The organism is Erythrobacter sp. BLCC-B19 (assembly GCF_028621955.1).
Lineage (GTDB): Bacteria > Pseudomonadota > Alphaproteobacteria > Sphingomonadales > Sphingomonadaceae > Erythrobacter.
In genome coordinates this window covers 1,756,124-1,777,470 of record NZ_CP117516.1, presented here as the reverse complement: position 1 = coordinate 1,777,470, position 21,347 = coordinate 1,756,124, and the positions used below count along the sequence as shown (strand labels likewise).

The following is a 21,347-nucleotide window of genomic DNA, read 5'->3' as shown; positions in this document are numbered from 1 at the left end:
TCAGGCCGCGAAGAACGCCTCAAGCCCTGCCAGCTTCATCGCCGGTTCGGGCGTCGGCACGGCTCGCGGCTCGGACTTGGCGACCGCCTTGGCAATCGCGGCGATGTGCGCAGGGGAGGAGCCGCAGCACCCGCCAAGGATGTTGACCTGGCCGTGATCCGCCCAATCCTTCACCAGCCCCGCGGTGGTATCGGGCATCTCGTCATATTCGCCCAATTCATTGGGCAGCCCGGCATTGGGATAGATCATCAGCAGCGTATCGGCGATCTGCGACAAGACCTTGACGTGCGGGCGCAATTGCTCCGCCCCGAAGCTGCAATTGAGGCCGATGGTGAGCGGCTTGGCATGGCGCACGGCATACCAGAACGCCTCGACCGTATGGCCCGAGAGGTTGCGGCCCGACAGGTCAGTCAATGTCATCGAGATCATCACCGGCACTTCGCGGCCCAGCTCGCGCTCCAGCTTCTTCACCGCCATGATCCCGGCCTTGGCGTTGAGCGTATCGAACACGGTCTCGATCAGGATGAAGTCCACCCCGCCTTCGACCAGCGCACGGGCCTGTTCGAGATAGACGTCGACCAGATAGTCGAAGTCGATCTCGCGGAACCCTGGGTCTTCGACATCGGGGCTGAGCGACAGGGTCTTGTTGGTCGGCCCGATCGCGCCTGCGACAAAGCGCGGGCGGCCATCCTTGGCCTCGAACTCTTCCGCCAGCTTGCGGGCGAGCTGGCCGCTTGCGACGTTGATTTCGCGCACCAAGCCTTCCGCCGCGTAATCAGCCTGCGAAATGCGGTTGGCCGAGAAAGTGTTGGTCGAGACAATATCCGACCCCGCCTCAAAGTAGGCGCGGGTGATGTCGCTCAGCACATCGGGGCGGGTCAGGGCGAGGATGTCGTTATTGCCCTTCTGGTCGGCGGGCAGGCCCAGATCGCCCGCATAATCCTCTTCGGTCAGCTTCCTGAGCTGGATCTGTGTCCCGAAGGCGCCGTCGAAGATCAGCACACGGTCACGCGCGGCGGCGAGGAGCTGGTCACGCTTGCTCATGCGGCGTTCTCCGAAACGGGGCGCTTCCCGAGCATATGGCAGATCGCATAAGCCAGTTCGGGGCGGTTCAGGGTGTAGAAGTGGAAGTCGCGCACCCCGCCCGCATAGAGGCGGCGGCACAGTTCAGCCGCGACTGTAGCGGCGACCAGCTGGCGCGCGGCGGGCTTTTCGTCGAGGCCTTCGAACAGCCCGTCCATCCACGCCGGGAACTCGGCCCCGCAGGCGCTGGCGAACTTCCTCGCCTGCGCCACATTGGTGACGGGCAGGATGCCCGGCAGGATCGGCGCATCGATCCCGGCAGCGGCGCACTTGTCACGGAAGCGGAAGAAGGTTTCGGCCGAGAAGAAGAACTGGCTGATCGCCCGCGTCGCCCCGGCGTCAAGCTTGCGCTTCAGATTGTCGATGTCGTCCTGGGCGCTCGCCGCATCGGGGTGCGTTTCAGGATAGGCGGCGACGCTGATTTCGAACGGGGCGATGGCCTTGAGGCCACTCACCAGTTCGGCGGCGCTGGCATAGCCTTCGGGGTGCGGGGTGAAAGGCGCGCCCGGTTCGCCCGCATCGCCGCGCAGCGCGACGATGTGGCGCACGCCTGCTTCCCAATATTGCTCGGCGACTTCGCGGATCTCCGCCTTGCTCGCCGCGACGCAGGTGAGGTGTGCAGCCGCCGGGAGCTTGGCCTCGCCGATGATCCGCGCGACCGTTGCGTGGGTGCGTTCGCGGGTCGATCCGCCCGCACCATAGGTCACCGAGACGAAGCTCGGCCCCAGAGGCTTTAACTGCGTCACCGCGTCCCACAGCTGCTCTTCCATCTTCTCGCTCTTGGGCGGGAAGAATTCGAAGCTCACCGCGACATCGCCCGGCAGGCCGGAGAACAGCGGCGTGTCGGTGGCGGTGCGGTATTCGTGAAGCTGATCGAGGGTCGGGGTCATTGCGCGGATTCCAGAGCGGGGGACTTGGGAGAGGCAGCGGCGCGGCGCTCGGCCGTCCAGATCTTGACGACCAGCGCACCACCTTCGAGCGCGGTGGGAGGGCTTGCGATAAAGCCGGCGCCTTTCAGCAGTTCGGCCATCTGACGGTCGGAAAAGCCGAGGCGGACGTGCTGGTGGCGGATGCGCAATTCTTCGTGATCGTGGCTGGCGAAGTCGACAATCGCGATCCGCCCCCCGCCACGCAGCACCCGTGCGGCTTCGGCCAGCGCCGGGGCAGGATCGGGGGCGAAGTGCAGCACCTGATGCAGGATTACGGTATCGAAGCTGGCATCGGGGAACGGCAGATCGCCGAAATCGCCCTGCACCAGTTCGACCCGCGCGGCGGGCAGATGCTGGAGCTTGGCGCGGGCGACCCTCAGCATTTCGAGGTTCTTGTCGAGCGCCACCACCCGTTCGGCCTGATCGGCGAAAAGCTCGGCGATCCGGCCCGTGCCGGTGCCGATGTCGAGCAGGTGCCCAAGCGGCGCTGCGGCAAGGGCGGCGGCAAGGCCGGTCTCGACCTCGGCATCCGCACTGTGGAGCGCGCGAAGCTCGTCCCATTCTCCGGCGTGGCGGGCAAAATAGCTTTCCGCCGCCGCCTCGCGGGCATCGCGGATCGCCGCGAGTTTTCTGCGGTCGGCCTCGCACAAGGCGGCAAAGCCCGGCTCCTCCGTCTCGGCCAGCGCGAGCAGGTGCTGCACCGCTTCGATCAGGGGGCCGCGCGATTCGCTCTGGCGCAGGAACACCCAGCTGCCCTCGCGGCGGCGTTCGGCAAGGCCGGCATCGCACAGGATGCCGACATGGCGCGAGACGCGCGGCTGGCTTTGCCCGAGCACCTGTGCCAATTCGCCCACGGCCAGCTCCATCGCGCCGAGCAGGCGGGCGATGCGCAGCCGGGTCGGATCGCCCAGCGCCTTGAAGATGTCCTCGATCACCATGATGACCGGGATCATATAAAGATATTTTTATATCTGTAAATCGTCTCTGATGGCGGGCGGCGCGGATTCAGGGGCAGGCCTCATCAACCTGCCGCGACCGGCCCGGCCCCGCCGACCGCGCGGAAGACCTCGACCCGGGCGGGCCAGTCGGCATCGCGGTTGTAGCGGCCCACTGCGGTGTCGATCGCCCCGGTCGCCTCCTTCGCGCAGACTGCGACAAGGCACCCGCCAAAGCCCGCCCCGGTCAGGCGCACGCCCCCGGCCTCGCCCAGCGCCTCGGCAAGGATTGCAGCGAGCCGATCGATCGGGGGTAACGAGACCTCGAAATCCTCCGACAGCGAAGCATGGGCCTCGCGCATCAGGGTGGCCAACTGCGCTGTGTCGCCAAGCGCCATCGCCACGCCCACAGGCTCGACCCGTTCCATTTCGGTCACCACATGACGCGCGCGGCGGAACAGCAGCGGATCGAGATCGGGTTCGGCCAGCAGCAGGCGGGTGCTGTCGAGATCGCGCAGCGCTGTGACACCCAGCGCCGCTGCCGCCGCCTCGCACTCCGCCCGGCGCTGATTGAACGCACTCTCGGTCAGGCTGCGTCTGAGACCGGTGTCGATCACGGTGATCGCAAGGCTCGGGTGGATCGGGATTGCCATGTGCTGGAGCGTTCGGCAATCGAGCAGCAGCGCGTGCCCCTCGGTGCTCACCGCTGCCACCATCTGATCCATGATCCCGCAGGCACATCCGACGAAATCGTTCTCGGCCAGCTGTGCGACCTTGGCGAGCATTTCAGGCACCAGGCCAAGCCCGGAAAACTCAGAGACCGCCAACGCCACCGCCACGCCGAAGGCCGCCGAGGATGATAGCCCCGCTCCGATCGGCACATCGCCCGCAATCGCAATGCGCATCGGCTTGACCCTGTGGCCATAGCGTCCCAGCGCCTGCACCACCCCGCGCACGTGGTTCTGCCAGTTGTTCTCCCCCGGCCTGACCGGCGCGTGCAGATCGAAACTGTCGCGGGCGCTCGCCATGTCGCCCAGATCGAGCGCCACCGCTTCAAACACCGGCTGTTTGGCTTCCTGCGCCGGTGGGCCGAAAGCGACGATAGCCTCACGGTCGATCGCGCAAGGCAGGACGTACCCCTCGTTGTAGTCGACGTGTTCGCCAATCAGATTGACCCGCCCCGGCGCTGCCACAAAGCGCGTTGGCTCAACCCCATAGGCCAGCCGGTAGCCCTGCCGAGCGCGGGCAATCAGTCTGCTGCGGCGATCCATGATCCTTGTGCGAGCCCCCTACACCCGGCCATCATGCACCAAGGTATTGGCAAAGCGCAATATCTTCCGCTTGCGCGGACATCACTTGAACACTTCCTCGGCGTCGGATCGCAGCGCCAATTGGGCAAAGACCTCGCGCGGCGCAAACCGCGCCCGCCCGCCCAGGACAAAGCGGTTGAAGGCGAGCGCCGCGATCACGCTGGTCGCCAGCGTCACCACCATCACATCGATATAGTGCAGCCCGACCAGCGCCATCGGCTCGGCAACGAAGCTGAACAGCGCATAGAGCACGAAGCCCCACACCACCCCGACAATCGCCGCCCGGCTCTCCACGCCCGTAAACAGCAGCCCGACGATGAAGGCCGACAGGATCGGCATCGAGCTGAGGCCGTTCAATTGCTGGAGCAGATTGATGATGCTCTGCGCGTTCTGGAACACGGGCACCAGCGCAATCGACGTCGCGGTGAGCAGCACGGTGACGATGCCGGACAGCCGCCAATGGCTCTCCACGCGCCCCACGAACTTCTCGTGAAAGTCGACCGCATAGAGGCCGACGGCCGCATTCATCACCGCCGCCGTGTGCGCGATCACCGCGGCAGCGATGGCGGCGGCGAACACGCCCGACAGCCACGGCGGCAACACCGCGCCCACCAGCTTGCCGTAAGCCGCATCATCGACATCGCCGAACAGCTGGAAGGCGACCACGCCGGGGATCACCACGATCGCAGGGATGATGAGGATGCGCACCACCGCCGCCGCCAGCACGCCCTTCTGCGCCTCGCGCACATTGGGCGCGGCCATCGCCTTCTGGGTGATCGGCTGGTTGGTCGACCAGTAGAAGATCTGGATGAAGATCATGCCGGTGAACAGCGTGTGGAACGGGATCGGGCTATCCGCCGCCCCCACCATCGTCAGCCGCTCGGGCGGAACCCCGCGCGCGATGTCCCAATCGACCGCGTTCAGCGCCAGCACCACGATCAGCACCGCAATCGCCAGCACGCCAATGCCGGAGTAAGTCTCCATCACCGCCACCGCACGCAGGCCGCCGGTCATGGTATAGGCCGCCGCGATCACCCCGAGGAAGCCCGCCAGCACCAGCAGCGGCAGATCGATCCCCGATGTCTGGAGGAACAGCGCGCCCGAATAGAGCCCGGCAGGCAGATAGATCAGCACCATCCCGAACAGGAACAGCGCCGACACCAGCGTGCGGATCCCGCCCCCGCCGTAGCGCTGTTCGAGCAGCTCGGTCACGGTCGTCACCCGCGCGCGGTAATAGATCGGCACGAACACGAAGGCGAGGATCAGCAGGCCGACAAACCCGCTGATCTCCCACCAGGCCAGCAGCAGCATCTGATTGCCGTTCATGCCCACCAGCTGATCGGTCGACAGGTTGGTCAGCGTGATCGCGCCCGCCACGAACAGCCAGCTCAGCTTGCCCCCGGCGAGATAGACGTCCTTCTTCGATCCGTCATGCGCCTCGCGCCGGAGCGTCAGCCAGGTCGCCAGCGCAATCGCCGCCGTCAGCCCGAGGCACACCGCCAATTGCACCATGCTCGCGCCGTCGCCCCCCGCGGGCATGGGATTGGTCATTGCTGTGGCTCCCCTCTCTTATGACGCGGGTTACAGCGCATTGGCGCTTGCCCGGCAAGCCTCGACGCGACATTCATCACCACCGCCGCACACAACAGGGATCGCGCGAATGAAGCTGGGCTGCTGTTATTACCCCGAACACTGGCCCGAAGACCGCTGGGCTGATGATGCCGCGCGCATGGCGGCAATGGGCCTGTCGCTGGTGCGGATCGGCGAATTCGCGTGGAGCCGGATCGAGCCTGAGCCGGGCCATTTCGACTGGGGCTGGCTCGACCGGGCGATCGCAACCCTGCACGGCGCGGGCCTCGCAGTGATCCTTGGCACCCCCACCGCCACGCCGCCCAAATGGCTGGTTGACCGGATGCCCGACATGGTCGCCATCGACGCGGACGGCCGCCCGCGCGGCTTCGGCTCAAGGCGGCATTACTGTTTCAGCCACGAAGGCTACCGCGCCGAGTGCCGCCGCATCGTGACGGCGCTGGCGCAGCGCTACGGGCAGCACCCGGCGGTGGTGATGTGGCAGACCGACAATGAATATGGCTGCCACGACACGGTGCTGAGTTTCTCCGATGCCGCCGCCAGCGCGTTCCGGGGCTGGCTGGCCGCGCGTTACGGCACGCCTGAAGCGCTCAACGCTGCCTGGGGCAATGTGTTCTGGAGCATGGAGTATCGCTCCTTCGCCGAAGTCGATCCGCCCAACCTGACCGTCACCGAAGCCAACCCCGCGCACTGGCTGGATTATCGCCGCTTCGCCTCCGATCAGGTCGCCCACTTCAACCGCGAACAGGTGAACATCATCCGCGCCCATTCACCCGGGCGGGATATCACGCACAACTTCATGGGCTTCTTCACCGAGTTCGATCACCACGATGTCGGCCGCGATATCGATGTCGCGACGTGGGATTCCTATCCGCTGGGCTTCCTCGAACAGTTCTGGTTTTCGCGCGACGAAAAGGCCGCCTACCTCAGGCAAGGCCACCCCGATATCGCTGCCTTCCACCATGATCTCTACCGAGGGTGTTCGGGCGGGCGCTGGGGGGTGATGGAGCAGCAGCCGGGACCGGTGAACTGGGCCCGCTTCAACCCCGCGCCCTTGCCGGGGATGGTGGCCCTGTGGACGCTGGAGGCCTGCGCCCACGGGGCCGAGCTCACCTCTTATTTCCGCTGGCGGCAGGCGCCCTTCGCGCAGGAGCAGATGCACGCCGGGCTGCTGCGTCCCGACAGTACCGAGGCCGAGGCCGCGCCCGAGGTTCGCAAGGCGGCCGCGCGATTGGCCGGGATCGGCCCGCAGGTCACGGCAAGGGCACCGGCCGCGCTCGTGTTCTCTTACGAAGCGGCCTGGGCCGTCGGCATTCAACCGCAAGGGCAGAGCTTCCGCTATCTGGAGCTGGTGTTCGAATGCTATTCGGCGCTGCGCGAGCGGGGTCTGGACGTCGATATTGTCGCGCCGTCGGCTGATTTGTCGGGCTACCGGATGGTGCTGGTGCCGACCTTGCCAATCATCCCCGATGGCTTTGCCGAGACGCTGGCCGGGCTCATCAGCCCGGTTCTGATAGGGCCGCGATCAGGCAGCAAGACGGCAAGCTTCTCGATCCCCGAAGATCTCGCACCCGGCGCGCTGAAGGCGGCAATCCCGCTCGCCGTGACCCGGGTCGAATCCTTGCGTGACGGCATTGCCGAGCCCGCAGAGGGCTTTGCCGTCACCCGCTGGCGCGAGGATGTGACATCGGGGCTTTCTCCTGAGATCACCGACGGCGCGGGGCGCGGGGTGGTCTATCGCCACGGCCCGATCCGCTATTGCGCAATCTGGCCCGACCGCGCGCTGCTGCGCCTGCTCGTCGAGCGCATGGCGGGCGAAGCGGGTGTCGACCTCTTTGACCTGCCCGAAGGTGTCCGGGTGCGCCGCACAGGCTCCCACGTCTTCACCTTCAACTATGGCGCCGAGCCGGTGGCCGTCCCGCATATCGGCGCAACGCTCGCCCCCGCCAGCTGCCACATCGCCCCGCGCTAACTCTCCGCGAGCAACAGCCGGTAATGGCCCTCGAGCGTCTCGCTGCCGAATTCGGGGGTGAGGTCGGCGGAGTATTCGCCTGTGGCCGGATCAAGCAGCAGCATTGATTCGGTCGCATAATAATGCGCGATCCGGGCATATTCGGCCTTCTCGGCGCACCACGCGGAAACCCCCGCCCCCAGCCCGATGACACGCGCTGCGGCGGTGAAGATCGCCGGCGACACGGATTTGAAGGTCGGCTCCTTGCCCGCTGCCGCAAACAGCAACGCTCCTGCATCGCGCAGGGATAGCGCCGGGCCGGGGCCGCCGATGGGAAGCACCTTGCCCAGCACCTCGGGGTTGTCGATGCACCCGGCGATGAACCGCGCCAGATCATCATCGCTGATCGGCTTGCAGCGGGTCAGGTTGCCATCGCCGAAGATCAGGAACGGCTTGCCCGCCTTGACCCGCGCGACTTGCCCCGAGAGCGATTTGAAAAAAGCCGTGGGCCGCACAATCGTGTGGGCGATCCCGCTCGCCGTCAGCGCCGCCTCGAACTTGAGTTTGGCGTGCTGGAAAGCGAGCCGCGGCTTCTGCACGCAGATCGCCGACAGCAGGATAAAGTGCCCTGCCCCTGAACTCTCGGCTGCTGCCAGAAGGCGCATATTCGCCGCGTAATCGACTGCTTCGGCATCCTTGGGCGCGCCGGAGCGTGAGGCGATGCACGAAATCACCACCTCTGGCTGTGTCTCGGCAAACAGGTCTGCCAAGCCCGCCCTGTCCGCCAAGGCAGCCCGCGGCACCACGGTGACGGCGTGCCCCTCTGCTGCAAGCTGCCGCGCCGTCGCCGCCCCGATCGTGCCGCTCGCCCCGGCGAGGGCAATGCGGCGCGATCGAGGGACGGGAGCCGTCATGCCCTCAGTCTTGCTGTTGGGCCGGGGCGGGGGGATTGGCGGCAAACAGCAACCCGCTGCCTGCATCGGGCACCGCGACATAGCCGGGCGGGGGCGGCACGATATTGTCCTGCTGGCCGACGATCCAGATATGCGTGAACACCCCGCGCGGCAGGCTCGCCAGCGCGCCCGACAGCCGGGGGCGGTTCGACCCCGTGCAATCGTCCCGCTCGACCAGATGCGACGGATCGCGCACGAACGGCTCGGCGGCGGGGAAGCTCACCTTCAGAGGGTTCACCCCCGGCGCCTGCCACTGGTCGTTCACGAAGGCATCGCGCCGCGCCATCGCCGCTCCGGCGAGGTGATCGAGCGGCGCGACCGCCCACAGCGTGCGGCAGCGCTTGACCGAGAAGAAGGCGACCCGCGCCCCCATCGGCAGCTTCTCGACCGCCGGGAGTGCGGCCTGCACGGTGCGATCCTGCGCCATATAGGCCTGCCCGGTGGTCACCTGACGCACCCCGAAAAAGCCCAACGCCACGATGCTCGCAGCGATCAGCATCTTCGCCTCAAGCCGCACCGGGCGAATGGCCACGAGCATCAGCGCCATCGCATAGGGCAGCAGCCGCATATCGGCAAAGGCCGATCCGAACACCCGGAATGGCAGCGCGAAGAAGAACAGGAAGCACAGCAGCGCGGCAATTCCCGTCCCGTGATCGAACCGCACATTGCGGCTGAAGATCGCCCAAACCAGCACAGCCGCGATCACCGCGCTGCACCACAGGTCGAAATCGCGCCAATAGGTGCGTAACGGCGACATCAGCCAGCTGAGCTTGTAGCTATAGGCCCAGCCCGACATCGCTGCCCCGGCGGACTCCGCGCGCCAGATCACCATCGGCACGATCGGCAGCAGCAGCGGCCAGCACGCCGCCAGAATCCGCCGCACCGCCGCCACCGGAGGGGTGCGCGCGGCGAACACCTCAGCCAGCATGGTCGATCCGCACAGCAACCCGAGGAACGCCCAGCCATAGGTATGGCTCACCCAGATCGCCGCGCCCGCCGCCGCCAGCCATACGCCGGCCATCAGCCCACGCTCGGCCCGGTGCAATCGCAGCCAGACGACATAGGCCAGCAGCGCCAGCGCCATGCTCAGGGCGTAATTGATGAAGCCGTAATTGAAGGGATAGCCATAGAGAAACGGGATCGCCGCGGCCGCGAAGGGGGTGATCCGGCCATGCACCTCGCGGCTCACGGCCAGCAAGCCAAGCGCGCCCAGCAGCTGCGTGACGATCACCATCACCCGCACCGACAATTCAAGCCCGAGCAAGGGATAGAGCAGCTCGACCAGAATATCCCCGCCGAGGTTGCCGATCAGCTTCCATTCGTACGTGAAATAAGGCTGCAGTCCCGGCCGCCCCGCCAGATCGGTCTGCACCGCATAGCGCCCCAGATGGCCGTAGAGATCGACCAGCGGCGGCAGATCGACCACCAGCAGGGGGCCGATCGCCGCAAGGCAGATCAACAGGACGACCGGCCAGCGATCAAGCCAGCCTGGCGCCAAAGGCGTGTGCGAAAGGGTCATTCGGAGAGTGTCGGCCTGAAGACGTAGCGTTGGGAGAGGACGAAAAAGAGCAGCACATAGGTGGCAAGCGCAGGCAACTGCGCCAACGGATGATCGGCACCGATTATCGCTTCGGCGGTCAGCAGCACAGCGACATTGGCCCCGTAGGCGATGGCGAAGGCTGTCATGAACCGCGCCACTTCGCGCACCGACACCACCCCCGTCACCCCGAACACATAGCGGCGGTTGAGGGTGAAGGACAAGACCAGCCCCACGGCATAGCCCGCCGCGTTGGCCGCCAGCCCGCTCATGCCTGCCCACAGCCCGCCAAAGATCACCGCCCAGCCGACCGCGGAATTGGCAAGCCCGGTCAGCAGGAAACGGAACAGCCGCGCCAGCATCGGCTCAGCGGGCGACAAGCATGTATTGCGCGCCCGCCGGCAGCCAGCCCATCGCGCGCTCGAGCGGTCGCAGCGCCGCGAGGAAGCCGGGGAAGAACAGCGTCCAGCGCAGAGCCACATCCTCGAACCCGGCTGCGCGGAACCGGCGGCGCATTTCGGGCGCGCTGATCAGCACCGCATTGGCATCGAACGGACAGGTTGCCACCGCATGGCGCGTTGCCGGGTTCCAGGGGTTGTGCTCGAACAGGACAAAGCGTCCCTGCGGGCTCAAGGCGCGGCGGATCTCGCGCAGCAGGCGGATATGATCGGCCTCGGGGATGTGGTGGAACACGCAGGCGGTGAAGATCAGATCGAACTGTGCATCGCCAAACGGCAGCGTCTGCCCGTCATAGCACACCGTCTCGATCGGGCGGATCGCACGCGCCGCGCAATGGGTCAGCGAGCGGGCCGACACGTCGAGCGCGGTGAGCGCCGCAGCCGGGAACGCGCGTTGCAGATGCGCGATGCAATTGCCCCGCCCCGCGCCGAAATCCATGATCCGCTGCGGCGCAAGGCCCGCCGCCGCCATCACGCGAGCGGCTTCCTTCGCCTTGTATTCGGCAAAGAAATCGGGGTCTTCCCCGCTCAGCCGGACAGAGGCGGCGTGCTGGGCTTCGTATTCATCGACATAGGCGTCGAATTCAGCCTGCGACACGGATGTCCTCACGCGGTTCGGGGTCGGTTGCAGCGACGACCGCAATATCGGGCACCGCAATCTCGGGCTCGGCATTGGCGGCGACCGGGTGGCGGCGGATCTCGGCGACGATCGCCAGCGGGCGCTGCTTGGCTTCCATGTACATCCGGCCGAGATATTCGCCGAACACCCCCAGCACCAGCAATTGCACGCTGCCCATGATGAGGATCAGCGCAGCCAGGCTCGCCCACCCCTCAACCGTGCCGCCGCGCATCCACACCCACACGATCCCGACCAGCGAGGTCAGACCCGCCAGCCCGAACAGCATCCCCAGATGCGAGGCAAACCGCAGCGGCGCGACCGAGAAGCTGGTGATCGCATCCACCGCCAGCGCCATCATCTTGCGCAGCGGATAATTGGTCTCGCCCGCAAAGCGCGGATCGCGTTCATAGGGGAAGGCGGTCTGGTTGAAACCGATATAGCTGACCAGCCCGCGGATGAAGCGATAGCGCTCGGGCATGGCGTTGAGCTGGTCGACCACGCGCCGCGTCATCAGGCGGAAATCGCCGGTGTCGCGCGGGATGTGGGTGTCGACCAGGCTCGCCAGCATCCGGTAGAACAGCGAGGCGGTGCCGCGCTTGAAGGCGGTCTCGCCGTGGCGCTTGATGCGCTGGCCATAGACCACGTCATAGCCCGCGCGCACCTGCTCCAGCATCGGGCCGAGCAATTCGGGCGGGTCTTGCAAATCGGCATCGAGCACGAAGATCAGCTCGCCCCGGACATGGTTGAGCCCAGCGGTCAGTGCCAGCTGGTGGCCATGATTGCGCGACAGGTTGATCGCGACGATCCGCGGATCACGCTCGGCATGGGCACAGATCCCGGCCCAGCTGCTGTCCTTCGAGCCATCGTTGACGAGGATCAGCTCATAGCGATTGCCAAAAATCGCCTGCGCAGCCGCCGTCACCCGCTCGACCAGAGCGTCGAGCCCGGCCTCTTCGTTGTAGACCGGGATCACCACTGATAGCGGAAGCGTGCCTGCCCCTGTTTGCGCAACCTGCAAGTAACCAGTCCTCCTGATGCCCGGGATGAAGCTAGCGCAAAATGGTCAATGGCGCATTACGGCCCCACGATGCCACACCAAGCCCCGCGCGCATAGGCCATGTGGGTGGTGCCGCTTACGTGACTCGAACACGTGACCCCATCATTACGAATGATGTGCTCTACCGACTGAGCTAAAGCGGCATTCCGACCTGCGCGACCTAAGCCTTGCGGCAAGGTCACGCAATCGCAAAAGGTGGAGGCCCGAGCCGGAATCGAACCGGCGTATACGGATTTGCAGTCCGCTGCGTCACCACTCCGCCATCGGGCCGAGCCTTCCGGGGCTTACGCTCCGGACGGAAGCGGCGCACTAGCGATTCGGCGCAGCAAAGGCAATCTGTGATTGCGTGCTGGCCCGGATGGTGCAGGCGCGCGCGGCCGCATGGCAGGGGGACAACCCTTCCCTAACGTCAGTCTGGACGCGGGGCTGCGCGCGCGGCAAAGCGCGTGCCATGACTATCGCCAGCCTGCTCGAACCCGTCACCGGCCAGCCCGGCCCGGCCCGCCTCGCCCATGCCGCCGACTGGATGCAGGGGCGCACGCTCTATGGCGGGGCTTCGGCGCTGGTGGCCTATACGATGGCGACCCGCGCCTTCTCTGACCTGCCGCCCTTGCGCGCCGGCCAGATCGCCTTTGTCGCGCCGGTGGGCGAGGAGATCGACCTCAGGGCCGAAATCCTGCGGCGCGGGCGCAATGTCACGCAGGTGCGCAGCGAAATCCTGTGCGAGGGGCAGGTTGCGCTCTCGGCGGTGTGGCTGTTTGCCGAAGGGCGCGAGGCCAATGCCGTCCTCCCTGCCGCGCGGCCCGAGGACTGGCCCGCAGCGCCCGAAGCGCAGGACATCGTCACCCATGAATTTGCCCCCAGCTTCGTCGCGCGCAATTTCGAGCTGCGCCGTGCGCCGTCCGCGGGGGGCAGCAGGCCCGGCACGATCCGGCGCTGGGCGCGGCTGACCGAGGCGCATGATCTCGACCCGGTCGCCACGCTGGTGCTGATGGGCGACGTCATGCCGCCGGGCGCGATGAAGGCGATGCAGCGGCGCGGGCCGATCAGTTCGGTCAACTGGTCGTTCAACGTGCTCGACACGCAGAGCCGCTCGCCGGGAGGCTGGTATCTGGCCGAGAACGCCAGCCAGCACGCCGATGCCGGCTATTCCTCCGAGCGGCTGCGGCTGTGGGACGCGGACGGCAAGCAGGTGCTCGACGGGCAGCAATGCGTGGCGGTGTTCGGGTAAGGGGGGCGCCCCGCCGCAGCGAGCGGGGCGCGATGGGTTACCGGCCAGCCTTGCGCATCCGGCGGCGGCGGGCAAGGTCCATCTTCAGGCCTAGCACGGCGGAAAAGCCGATCAGCGCGATCACGAACAGGCCGACCACCACATTCAGCCCCAGCCGTCCGATCGGGAACAGGAAGTTCCACTTGTGGATGAAGCTGAAGGCGAGGCGTTCGGGCTTTTCCCAGTCCGCGACCTTGTCGACCAGCACGCCTGCGCCGGTATCGACGAACAGGCTGGCCTTGACCGGCGCACCGTAATCGACCCGCCACACCGGCAGGCGCTTGTTGCGGAAGTCGTAATCCGGGCCAAACCGGGTCACCAGTTCCATCCCCGTGATCGCGCTGTCAGGAGCGCCGGTGAAGCGCCCCGCGATGGCGCGGGCCAAGTCCTTGTCGCCGGTCGGCACAGGCGCGCCGGTGGCGGCATCGAGATAGATCGCCGGGCCATCGGGCTTGATCCCGGCAAAGCGCGCCTCGCGGATTTCGGCATCGGTCGAAGGGGTCTTCGCCTGCGCCGCCATCATCGCCGCATGGTCGTGCCCTGCCATGCCGTGCGCCGGAGCGGTCTCCGGTTTGGCCGGGCCATGATCATGCTCGCCCCCGCCCATGCTGCCCTTGGGCGGGGCGAGGCCGATGCGATAGAGCGGCTGGCCCGCCGCGCCCTCGACCAGCGCGACCGAGGCGATGTCGCGCCCCTTGGCGATCAGCGGCCAATCGGCCTCGACCGGCCATTGCCCGCCCGCCAGCTGCAAGGGGCGGCCCATCGCCAGATTGCTCTGCGGCGGCACCAGCGCCGACTGGACAAGGTGCCAGATGCCGGACACCGAGAACATGATCAGCGGCAGCGCCAGCACATAGCCCGCGACCCGGTGCCACCCCCGCGCGCCCGGCTGGCGCTTCTTGCGGCGCACCGTCACCAGCATCGCGATCCCGGTCAGCGCCAGCGCGAGTAGGCTTGCGACCATCACCCCGATCACTGCCACCCGCAGCCACTCCATCCCCGGCGGCACCCACTCCCAGGTGTGCAGCGCACGGAACACCGATTGCAGCGCGGTCTTGGTGGTGTTGTTCACGCCCGCAAGGCTGGAGGTTTCGGTGTGGACATAGGCGGTGAGGCCATCGTCCCCGGCAAACTCCAGCTTCCAGACGGGAAGCAGGCGGTTGACCCAGGGGTAATCGGCATCGAACTGCGTTTGCAGGGTGGCCGAGGCGATCGCCCTGTCAGTGCCGAGGTAATGGCGGGCGAGGAATTCGGCCTGCGCCTTGTCCCCGCCTGCGATCTCCGCGCCATCGGCGGGGCGGAAATAGCGCCGCTCCGCCAGCGGATCGCCCGTCACCTGCCACACCACCCCGCCGCCGGGGGCGGGGACGGTTTTCACCGCCACCGCCTGTGTGATGCCCTTGTCGGCCAAGGTTGCGGCGATGGGCCGTGCGCCTTCCAGTGCCACCGCAGCAGGCGGCGGCATGAACTGCGCCTGCTGCGGGCCGAACAGCACCATCGCGATATGGGTGAGGCCCGACAGGCCCCACACCAGCAGGCTTATCCCGCCGACCAGCCCCAGCCAATGGTGCTTGGAGAACGACCAGCGGGCGGTCTTGTTTGTGATGCTCATCGCCGCACCCTCCTCAGAACGCCGCGCGCAGGCCGCCGAACACGGCGCGCCCTTGCCCGGGGGTGTAGAGCGCCTCGTTCGTCAGGCGCTGGTTGGCGTTGGTGGTGACGTTGGCGATGAACACCTCGTCGAACAGGTTTTCGACCGATCCGAACAGTTCGATGCCGTCCGCCAGCGTTACCCCGGCGGTGATCTGGACGGTCTCGTATCCCGGTGCGCGCTCGGTATTGGCATAGTCCGCCCACGGGCCGTCGGGGATGTAGCGCAGGGTGGTGGAGAGGTAGAAGTTGTCCACCTTGTCGAACCGCGCCTCGGCAATCAGCACATGGCGCGGCACACCGGCGAGGCTGTTGTTGCCATAGGTCGCATCGCCATCGAAGCTGAAGTCGTTGAGCGTATAGGCCGCGCTCAGCCGCAGAGCCTGACCCCTCGCTTCCAGCGTTTCCTTGAACGGCCGCACATCGACGCCGAATTCGAGCCCCTGATGCACCGTCTGGTCGGCATTGGCCGTCACCGTCACCAGCCCGCGCGCGCCCGGCACCGCGAGGTCGAGGAACTCGTTTTCGAGCTCGGCCCGGTAGAGCGCAATGTCCCACGAAAGGATGCCCGCCTGCCCGCGCGTGCCCACTTCGAACACGGTCGCGCGCTGGGGATCGAGCGGGGCGAAGGGGAAGGCCCCGCCGCTGGTGAGGTCGGCAAGGCTGGGGGCTTCGAAGCTGCGGCTGATATTGCCGAAGAATTGCACGTCGGGGGTCGCATCGATCAGCAGGCCGATGCGGGGGTTGAACTGGTCATACTCCCCCCGGCCCGTCACCGACGCGAGGATCGCGGTGACATCGCGCACCGCGCGCGCATATTGCCCGCCCGCGATCAGCGTGACCTGCTCGGTCAGACCGAGATCGGCCTGGCCGTAGATGCTCAGCGTCTGCGAATCCTGATCCGCCCGCGTCCGCAGCGCGCCGCGCGCGCCTGCATTGTTGGCGAAGGTCTTGGCGTCATTGCTGGCCGCAGCGTAGATCGCGCCCAGCTGCCAGCGGCTCTGATCGGCAAGGATCGGCAGGGTGCCGGCAAGGCGGGCCGAGACGCCGACCTCGTCCTCGCCCTGCACGATAATCCCGGCAAAGCGGGTGATCGCATGGTCGAGATTGCGCCGCGCATACCACGCGCCCAGCTCCAGATCGGTGCTGCCAAGTTCGATCACGGTGAGGTTGGAGACGCGATACACGTCGAGATTGCGGTCCCAGTCGTCCGCCACCGGGCCGGGATCGAGCACCACTGGCCCCGCCGTCACAGGTCGGCCCGCCGCGCGCGGGTTGGCGAGCGCATCGGCAAGGCGAAGGCTGCCTGCCAGTTCGAAATTGTCGGACAGGCCGGTGACGTAGAAGCGCGTCTCGATAGTGTCCGACACCCGCCAGCCGAGGTTGGCATGGCCATACAGGCTGCGCACATCGCTGTGTTCGCGGTAACCGTCGCTGGTGAGGCCGGTGATCCCGCCCCAATAGTCAACATCGCCGCTGGTGCCCGACAGCGCGGCATTGGCGCGGAAGGTGTCGAAGCTGCCGCCCTCGGCCCGAAGGCTGATCGGCGCGCGCGCGGTGCGGCCGGTGGGGCTGACGATATTGACCGCCCCGCCCAGCGATGCCGCGCCATAGCGCAGCCCGTTGGCGCCCTTGAACACCTCCATATAACGCACAGTCAGCGGGTCGACCTCCTGAAACTCGGTCGCGCCCGATGCGCGGCTGATCGGCACCCCGTCACGTAGCACGGTGAGGCCGCGGCGTTCGAAGCTGGAGTTGAGCCCCGATCCGCGCACCGAAATGCGGCTTTCGCGCGGGGCGCTGGTGTCGGCGAACACGCCGGGGGTGAGTTCGAGCGCATCGCCGATCGACTGGGCGAAGATGTCGGCAAAGCCTTCATCCTCGACCAGGCCGGTGGCGCCGGGAACGCGCTCCAGCTCGGCGCGGGCGGCTTCGGGGGTGGGGGCGGTGGGTGTGCCCTGACGGGCGGCGGTGACGATGATCTCGTCCTGACGCTGGCCGATGCCCTGAGCATGGGCGGTGGCAGGGACGAGAGTGGCGGCGGCAGCACAGGTGGTGGCGCACAGCAGAGCGCGCCGGAAAGCGATGGTTTGCATGATAAAAATCCAGAAATCCCGCAGCGCGCGAGGCTTGAGCCACGCCGCCGCCGATCCGGACGCACCGGATCGATTGACGTGTTCGATCCGCCTGCACGAGCCCGTCAGGCCCGCCAGCGGATCGCAGCGATTAGTGGGACAGCTGGGGCGGCCCGCGCAGCGGCGGGCGCAGGTAGGGGATGCCGCGCAGCGGCGGCGCGGTGAGCGGCGCAAGGCCGGTCAGAAGGATGAAGACGAGTGCGGCCGCCAGCAGCAGCGGGTCGGCACCGCTCAGCATCGCATGGCCCAGCCCGGTAAAGGCACAAGGCGCGCCCTTGTCAGCCGCTTCGGCATGATCGGCCTTGGCGGCATCCTTGCCCGGCAGCGCGATCTGCATCTGCTTGGGAACGCCGGTCGCATCGGAGCAGACCGTGACGGTTATGAACCGCTCGCCGTCGCTTGCGATCATGAAGCCCGCGGGCAGCGCTGCCTTGACCGCCAGCACGACGGCCAGCAGCACCAGCGTCAGCCGGGCATGGTCATGGATCAGGGCGCGAAGGCGGGTCATGTGCGCGCGCCGTTAGCGGTTGGTGGCGGGCTTGTCACCGCTCAGTTGCGCATCCGGCATTGCTTTTGGCGCAAGACGCGAGGTGCGCTCAGACGTCTTCGAAGTTGGGCTTGCGGCGCTCCATTTCGGCCATCACGGCTTCCACCTGATTGCGGCTGCGCATGATCGCGTGCTGCTCGATGCTCTCTTCAAGCAGGATTGCATCGGTCTCGCGCTCGAACATCCCGGCCTGCAGACGCTTGGCGGCGCGGATCGCATGGGGATTTTTCAAGGCGATCTGGCGCGCGATGGCGAGCGCACGGTCGCGCGGGTTGTCATCGACATAGGTCGCCAGACCCAGCGCCTGCGCCTCGGCCCCGTTGAATTCGCGGTTGGTGTAGATCAGCTCGCGCAGCACATCGTCACGCACCAGCCCGCGCCACAGGGCATAGCCGCCCATGTCGGGGACAAGACCCCACTTCATCTCCATGATCGCCATGCGGGTCTCAGGGTGGACGATGCGGATGTCAGCCCCGCTGGCAATCTGCAAGCCGCCACCAAAGCACACCCCGTGGATCGCGGCGATGACGGGCACTGGAAGCTTGCGCCACTGCATCGCCACCTGCTGCGGGCGGTTGGCATTGCCATAGGTGCGCTCGGTAAGAGGCGGCTCGTCCTCGGCGGGCTTGCGGGCGAAATTGGACAGGTCGAGCCCGGCGCAAAACGCCCGGCCCTCGCCCGAGAGCACCACGGCGCGCAGGCCTTTCATCCGCTGAAGCGCGTGACCGGCCTCGATGATGCGTTGAAACATATCGTGATCGAGCGCGTTCATCTTGTCGGCACGGACAAAGCGGACTTCGGCGACACCGTCCTCGCCCAGCTCGATCGAGACGCGGTCGTTGGCGATGGTGGTGGCAGTGGCGGACATGGCTCTTGCATCCCTCGGGTTCGTGAATTGGCTGCGAGATTGGCCGATCCGCCCTGCCCTGTCCAGAGCCGCCGGGCGCGAGAAAACGCCTCAGCCGGCGCTGCGCCGCGCCAGCACGCACAGCCCGGCAGCAGGCGGGGCATCGAGGAAGCAACCGCCGTCCGAATCGGTGGCGATCAGTCCGGCCAGACCAAAGGGTTCAAGCCTCGCACGCACCCGCGCGACATGAAGGGCGAGGCTGCTGCCTTCGGGATCGGGGTGGGCGGGCCACACGTCAGCCTGCCACTGCTGGCGGGAGAGGGGCTCGCCCGGTGTCTCGGCCAGCCGCCACAACAGCGCGAACTCGCGCGGGGGCAATGCCAGCCAGCAATCATCGACCCGCCCGTCGCGGTGGAACAGGTCGAGCGTCACGTCCCCCGCTTCGCGAAAGCGCGGCAGCACATTGTCTTCGGCGGGAAACTGGCCATGGGCCGGTATCGCGTTCACAGCAGCCCTCCTGCACGCATCGAATAGACCGCGTCGGTGGTGAAGATCAGATGATCGACCAGCACGATATCGAGCGCTCGGGCGACATCGGCGAGGCGGCGGGTGGCGGCAATGTCGCAGCCGCTCGGGCGGCAGTGGCCGGAGGGGTGGCTGTGCGCGAGGATCAGACCGGCTGCATCCAGTTGCAGCGCCTCTCCCAACAATGTCCGCATCCGCAAGCTCAACGCGCTCATGGTGCCGATTCCGCAAGGCGCATCGCCGATCCACGCGCTGTTGGCATCAAGGAAGATCGCATGGCCACGCTCGTGCCTGACCGGCGGGGCAAGCACCAATCCGCGCAGATAGGCAATCATCGCCCCTGCCCGCTCCTCGGGGCAGAGCACCCGGTGACGGTGTTCGGAGCGGGACAGTGTGAGGATCGGCATAAGGGCCAGGCTCCGGTTACGCGGGCTGCAGCAGGCATCGCGACAGCCACGCTGCTGGCTAGGGTCTCAGCCAGGCGAGACTGGGCGGGGAGAGGCGCCATTCACGATACTGCCCGTAGCGCCGCTCGCGGAACCGGTGCCGCCAGAACCCGATCGTCAGCACGATCAGCGCGCCGTAAGACGGCCCGATCACCAGCACCGCCAGCGCGAAAGGGTTGATGGTATCGACCAGCGTGCCGGAGAGATGGGCGACCACCGATACCAGCTGGAGCCCGGCGATCCACAGCGGATAGTTGCGATTGGCGTGCAGCGCGAGGAGCAGATAGAGCCCCACCGCCACAACATCGATCACGAAGTACCACAGGTCATAGGACCCATCGGCGTATGATTGCCCGCCAACCCACCAGATGACGTAGATCGGCAGCACCATCGTGGCGAGGAACACCCCGATGGTCCAGCGTTCCGGGCCTGCACCCCAGCGCCAGATCGCGCCTGCCAGAGCAAAGGCGAAAAGGTGCTGGATCAGGACCCGGTAACTGTTGAAGAACTCGAGCAGGTCGATCATCCGATCACGCCGCAACCCGCTCCTTGCGCACAGGCTCGGCGGCAAGCGCGGTATCGGGCACCTTGGTCGGGATGCCGGGATCGCCCGAGGCGTGAACCTGAGCGACCTTGCTCAGTTCGTCGTGCACCCGCAGCAGGTTGGTCGACATCGACAGCGCCAGGCTCTCCGCCTCGGTCAGCCGCATCAGCGCGCGCTGGCCGGTGTGGACTTCGATTTCAGGGTTCTGGCGCGCTGCCAGCATGGCCTGCTTGAGACGGGCCATGGCGATGATCGATTCGTCGGCCAGCGCTTCGGCTTCGCGGATCAGCTTCTTCAGATTATGGGCATCAGCAATAATTCGAGCGTCCATTGGTCAATTCTCCAGCGGTGCCGGTGCTCAACCGGCTACCATCGGTCCCTCTGCGGCATAGGTGGCCTTGCCCTCCGTGGCTTCGCTGAGTGTACGGGCGGCTGTCACGCCGAGGATCACGGCGGCAAGAATGCCTGATGCGATCCCCACGACAGCCCCGAGACGAAGCAGGACGGCATGCTCACCATCGAGCATTCCGGGGACAACCCTTGGCTCACCCGGCTTCAGCCACGGCGCCTGTTCGATCAGGGGCATCGCGTCACCAAGGACGAGCTGACCTGGGTCATCCCGTCCGGTGAAATCAGCCAGATCAGCAACCGGGTTAATCTGAGAATTTGTGTATGCAGCTTCACTGAAGGGCTTCAGCAAATCTGTATCCGTGGCGGTGCTTAAGTCATTTTCCGCAGACGCTTCAGCGGCTTCAGGCGAAAGTGTAGCGCGGTAATTCTCGACGAGGTCGCCGAGGCTGAAGGCTGCGTAAAAGTCCTTGAGTGCGCGGATGTGCTGGTTGATCCGGGTTTCGGATACGCCCAGTTCCTGCGCAATCACCTTGATCGGGACGCGCCTGTCGATGCGTTCCATCACGGCGCGCTGTCTGTCGGTCAGCCGACGTGCGGCACCGGCCCCCAT

At 66.7% G+C, this 21,347-nt stretch carries 21 protein-coding genes and 2 tRNA genes; 2 read left to right on the top strand and 21 right to left on the bottom strand.

Annotated features, from left to right (window positions below; translation table 11 throughout):
* The 5 genes from PS060_RS08330 to PS060_RS08310 form a co-directional block, all read right to left on the bottom strand.
* Nucleotides 1-1,044 (bottom strand): homocysteine S-methyltransferase family protein, encoded by a 1,044-nt coding sequence (locus PS060_RS08330; protein ID WP_273986794.1) that lies wholly within the window; start codon nt 1,042-1,044, stop codon nt 1-3.
* On the bottom strand, nt 1,041-1,973 hold the full coding sequence (gene metF / locus PS060_RS08325; RefSeq protein WP_273986793.1) for a methylenetetrahydrofolate reductase [NAD(P)H]: 933 nt from the start codon (nt 1,971-1,973) through the stop codon (nt 1,041-1,043). Before metF ends, PS060_RS08330 begins: the two co-directional genes overlap by 4 nt.
* Nucleotides 1,970-2,950, bottom strand: a complete 981-nt coding sequence (locus PS060_RS08320; protein WP_443112418.1) for an ArsR/SmtB family transcription factor — start codon at nt 2,948-2,950, stop codon at nt 1,970-1,972. The genes metF and PS060_RS08320 overlap by 4 nt, the downstream gene beginning before the upstream one ends.
* 83 nt (nt 2,951-3,033) lie before the next feature.
* Nucleotides 3,034-4,218: a galactokinase gene (galK, locus tag PS060_RS08315; RefSeq protein WP_273986791.1), complete on the bottom strand. Its 1,185-nt coding sequence runs from the start codon at nt 4,216-4,218 to the stop codon at nt 3,034-3,036.
* A gap of 81 nt (nt 4,219-4,299) precedes the next feature.
* Entirely contained in the window at nt 4,300-5,808 is a 1,509-nt protein-coding gene (locus PS060_RS08310; RefSeq protein WP_273986789.1) for a sodium:solute symporter family transporter, read from the bottom strand.
* Nucleotides 5,809-5,917: 109 nt separating this feature from the next.
* Here PS060_RS08310 and PS060_RS08305 point away from each other — a divergent pair, with 109 nt between their 5' ends.
* A complete protein-coding gene (locus PS060_RS08305; RefSeq protein WP_273986787.1) occupies nt 5,918-7,819 on the top strand; it encodes a beta-galactosidase in 1,902 nt (633 codons plus the stop codon).
* On the opposite strand, the gene PS060_RS08300 is transcribed toward PS060_RS08305, so the two are convergent.
* From PS060_RS08300 to PS060_RS08270, 7 genes are all read right to left on the bottom strand, one after another.
* Complete coding sequence (locus tag PS060_RS08300; RefSeq protein WP_273986786.1) at nt 7,816-8,712, bottom strand: NAD(P)H-binding protein; 897 nt, start codon at nt 8,710-8,712, stop codon at nt 7,816-7,818. The two genes, PS060_RS08305 and PS060_RS08300, sit on opposite strands and share 4 nt — an antisense overlap.
* Before the next feature lie 4 nt (nt 8,713-8,716).
* Nucleotides 8,717-10,270 (bottom strand): hypothetical protein, encoded by a 1,554-nt coding sequence (locus PS060_RS08295; RefSeq protein ID WP_273986784.1) that lies wholly within the window; start codon nt 10,268-10,270, stop codon nt 8,717-8,719.
* Complete coding sequence (locus PS060_RS08290; RefSeq protein ID WP_273986783.1) at nt 10,267-10,650, bottom strand: GtrA family protein; 384 nt, start codon at nt 10,648-10,650, stop codon at nt 10,267-10,269. The genes PS060_RS08295 and PS060_RS08290 overlap by 4 nt, the downstream gene beginning before the upstream one ends.
* Nucleotides 10,651-10,654: 4 nt before the next feature.
* Nucleotides 10,655-11,344, bottom strand: coding sequence for a class I SAM-dependent methyltransferase (locus PS060_RS08285; RefSeq protein WP_273986782.1), 690 nt, complete (start codon nt 11,342-11,344; stop codon nt 10,655-10,657).
* On the bottom strand, nt 11,331-12,341 hold the full coding sequence (locus tag PS060_RS08280; RefSeq protein ID WP_273986781.1) for a glycosyltransferase family 2 protein: 1,011 nt from the start codon (nt 12,339-12,341) through the stop codon (nt 11,331-11,333). Before PS060_RS08280 ends, PS060_RS08285 begins: the two co-directional genes overlap by 14 nt.
* A 148-nt stretch (nt 12,342-12,489) precedes the next feature.
* Nucleotides 12,490-12,565, bottom strand: a tRNA-Thr gene (locus PS060_RS08275).
* 53 nt (nt 12,566-12,618) lie between these two features.
* A tRNA-Cys gene (locus PS060_RS08270) sits at nt 12,619-12,692 on the bottom strand.
* 181 nt (nt 12,693-12,873) lie between these two features.
* Between PS060_RS08270 and PS060_RS08265 the strand changes: the two genes are divergently transcribed.
* On the top strand, nt 12,874-13,653 hold the full coding sequence (locus PS060_RS08265) for an acyl-CoA thioesterase (protein ID WP_273986780.1): 780 nt from the start codon (nt 12,874-12,876) through the stop codon (nt 13,651-13,653).
* A 37-nt stretch (nt 13,654-13,690) separates the two neighbouring features.
* Here PS060_RS08265 and PS060_RS08260 read toward each other — a convergent pair whose 3' ends face one another.
* The 9 genes from PS060_RS08260 to PS060_RS08220 all read right to left on the bottom strand — a co-directional run bounded on the left by PS060_RS08260 (nt 13,691) and on the right by PS060_RS08220 (nt 21,347).
* Entirely contained in the window at nt 13,691-15,304 is a 1,614-nt protein-coding gene (locus tag PS060_RS08260; RefSeq protein ID WP_273986778.1) for a PepSY-associated TM helix domain-containing protein, read from the bottom strand.
* Nucleotides 15,305-15,317: 13 nt separating this feature from the next.
* Nucleotides 15,318-17,438 carry a TonB-dependent receptor family protein gene (locus PS060_RS08255; RefSeq protein WP_273986777.1) on the bottom strand — a complete coding sequence of 707 codons (2,121 nt, stop codon included), beginning with the start codon at nt 17,436-17,438 and terminating at the stop codon, nt 15,318-15,320.
* Between the two features lie 130 nt (nt 17,439-17,568).
* Complete coding sequence (locus PS060_RS08250; protein ID WP_273986776.1) at nt 17,569-17,985, bottom strand: DUF2946 family protein; 417 nt, start codon at nt 17,983-17,985, stop codon at nt 17,569-17,571.
* Nucleotides 17,986-18,073: 88 nt separating this feature from the next.
* On the bottom strand, nt 18,074-18,892 hold the full coding sequence (locus tag PS060_RS08245) for a crotonase/enoyl-CoA hydratase family protein (protein ID WP_273986774.1): 819 nt from the start codon (nt 18,890-18,892) through the stop codon (nt 18,074-18,076).
* 90 nt (nt 18,893-18,982) lie between these two features.
* Nucleotides 18,983-19,378: a winged helix-turn-helix domain-containing protein gene (locus PS060_RS08240; RefSeq protein WP_273986772.1), complete on the bottom strand. Its 396-nt coding sequence runs from the start codon at nt 19,376-19,378 to the stop codon at nt 18,983-18,985.
* The gene (locus PS060_RS08235) at nt 19,375-19,803 is read right to left on the bottom strand and encodes a JAB domain-containing protein (RefSeq protein WP_273986771.1); all 429 of its coding nucleotides are present in this window, start codon (nt 19,801-19,803) and stop codon (nt 19,375-19,377) included. Before PS060_RS08235 ends, PS060_RS08240 begins: the two co-directional genes overlap by 4 nt.
* Nucleotides 19,804-19,861: 58 nt before the next feature.
* Nucleotides 19,862-20,368: a hypothetical protein gene (locus PS060_RS08230; RefSeq protein ID WP_273986770.1), complete on the bottom strand. Its 507-nt coding sequence runs from the start codon at nt 20,366-20,368 to the stop codon at nt 19,862-19,864.
* A gap of 4 nt (nt 20,369-20,372) precedes the next feature.
* Nucleotides 20,373-20,717, bottom strand: a complete 345-nt coding sequence (locus tag PS060_RS08225; protein WP_273986769.1) for a hypothetical protein — start codon at nt 20,715-20,717, stop codon at nt 20,373-20,375.
* 27 nt (nt 20,718-20,744) lie between these two features.
* The gene (locus PS060_RS08220; protein ID WP_273986767.1) at nt 20,745-21,347 is read right to left on the bottom strand and encodes a hypothetical protein; all 603 of its coding nucleotides are present in this window, start codon (nt 21,345-21,347) and stop codon (nt 20,745-20,747) included.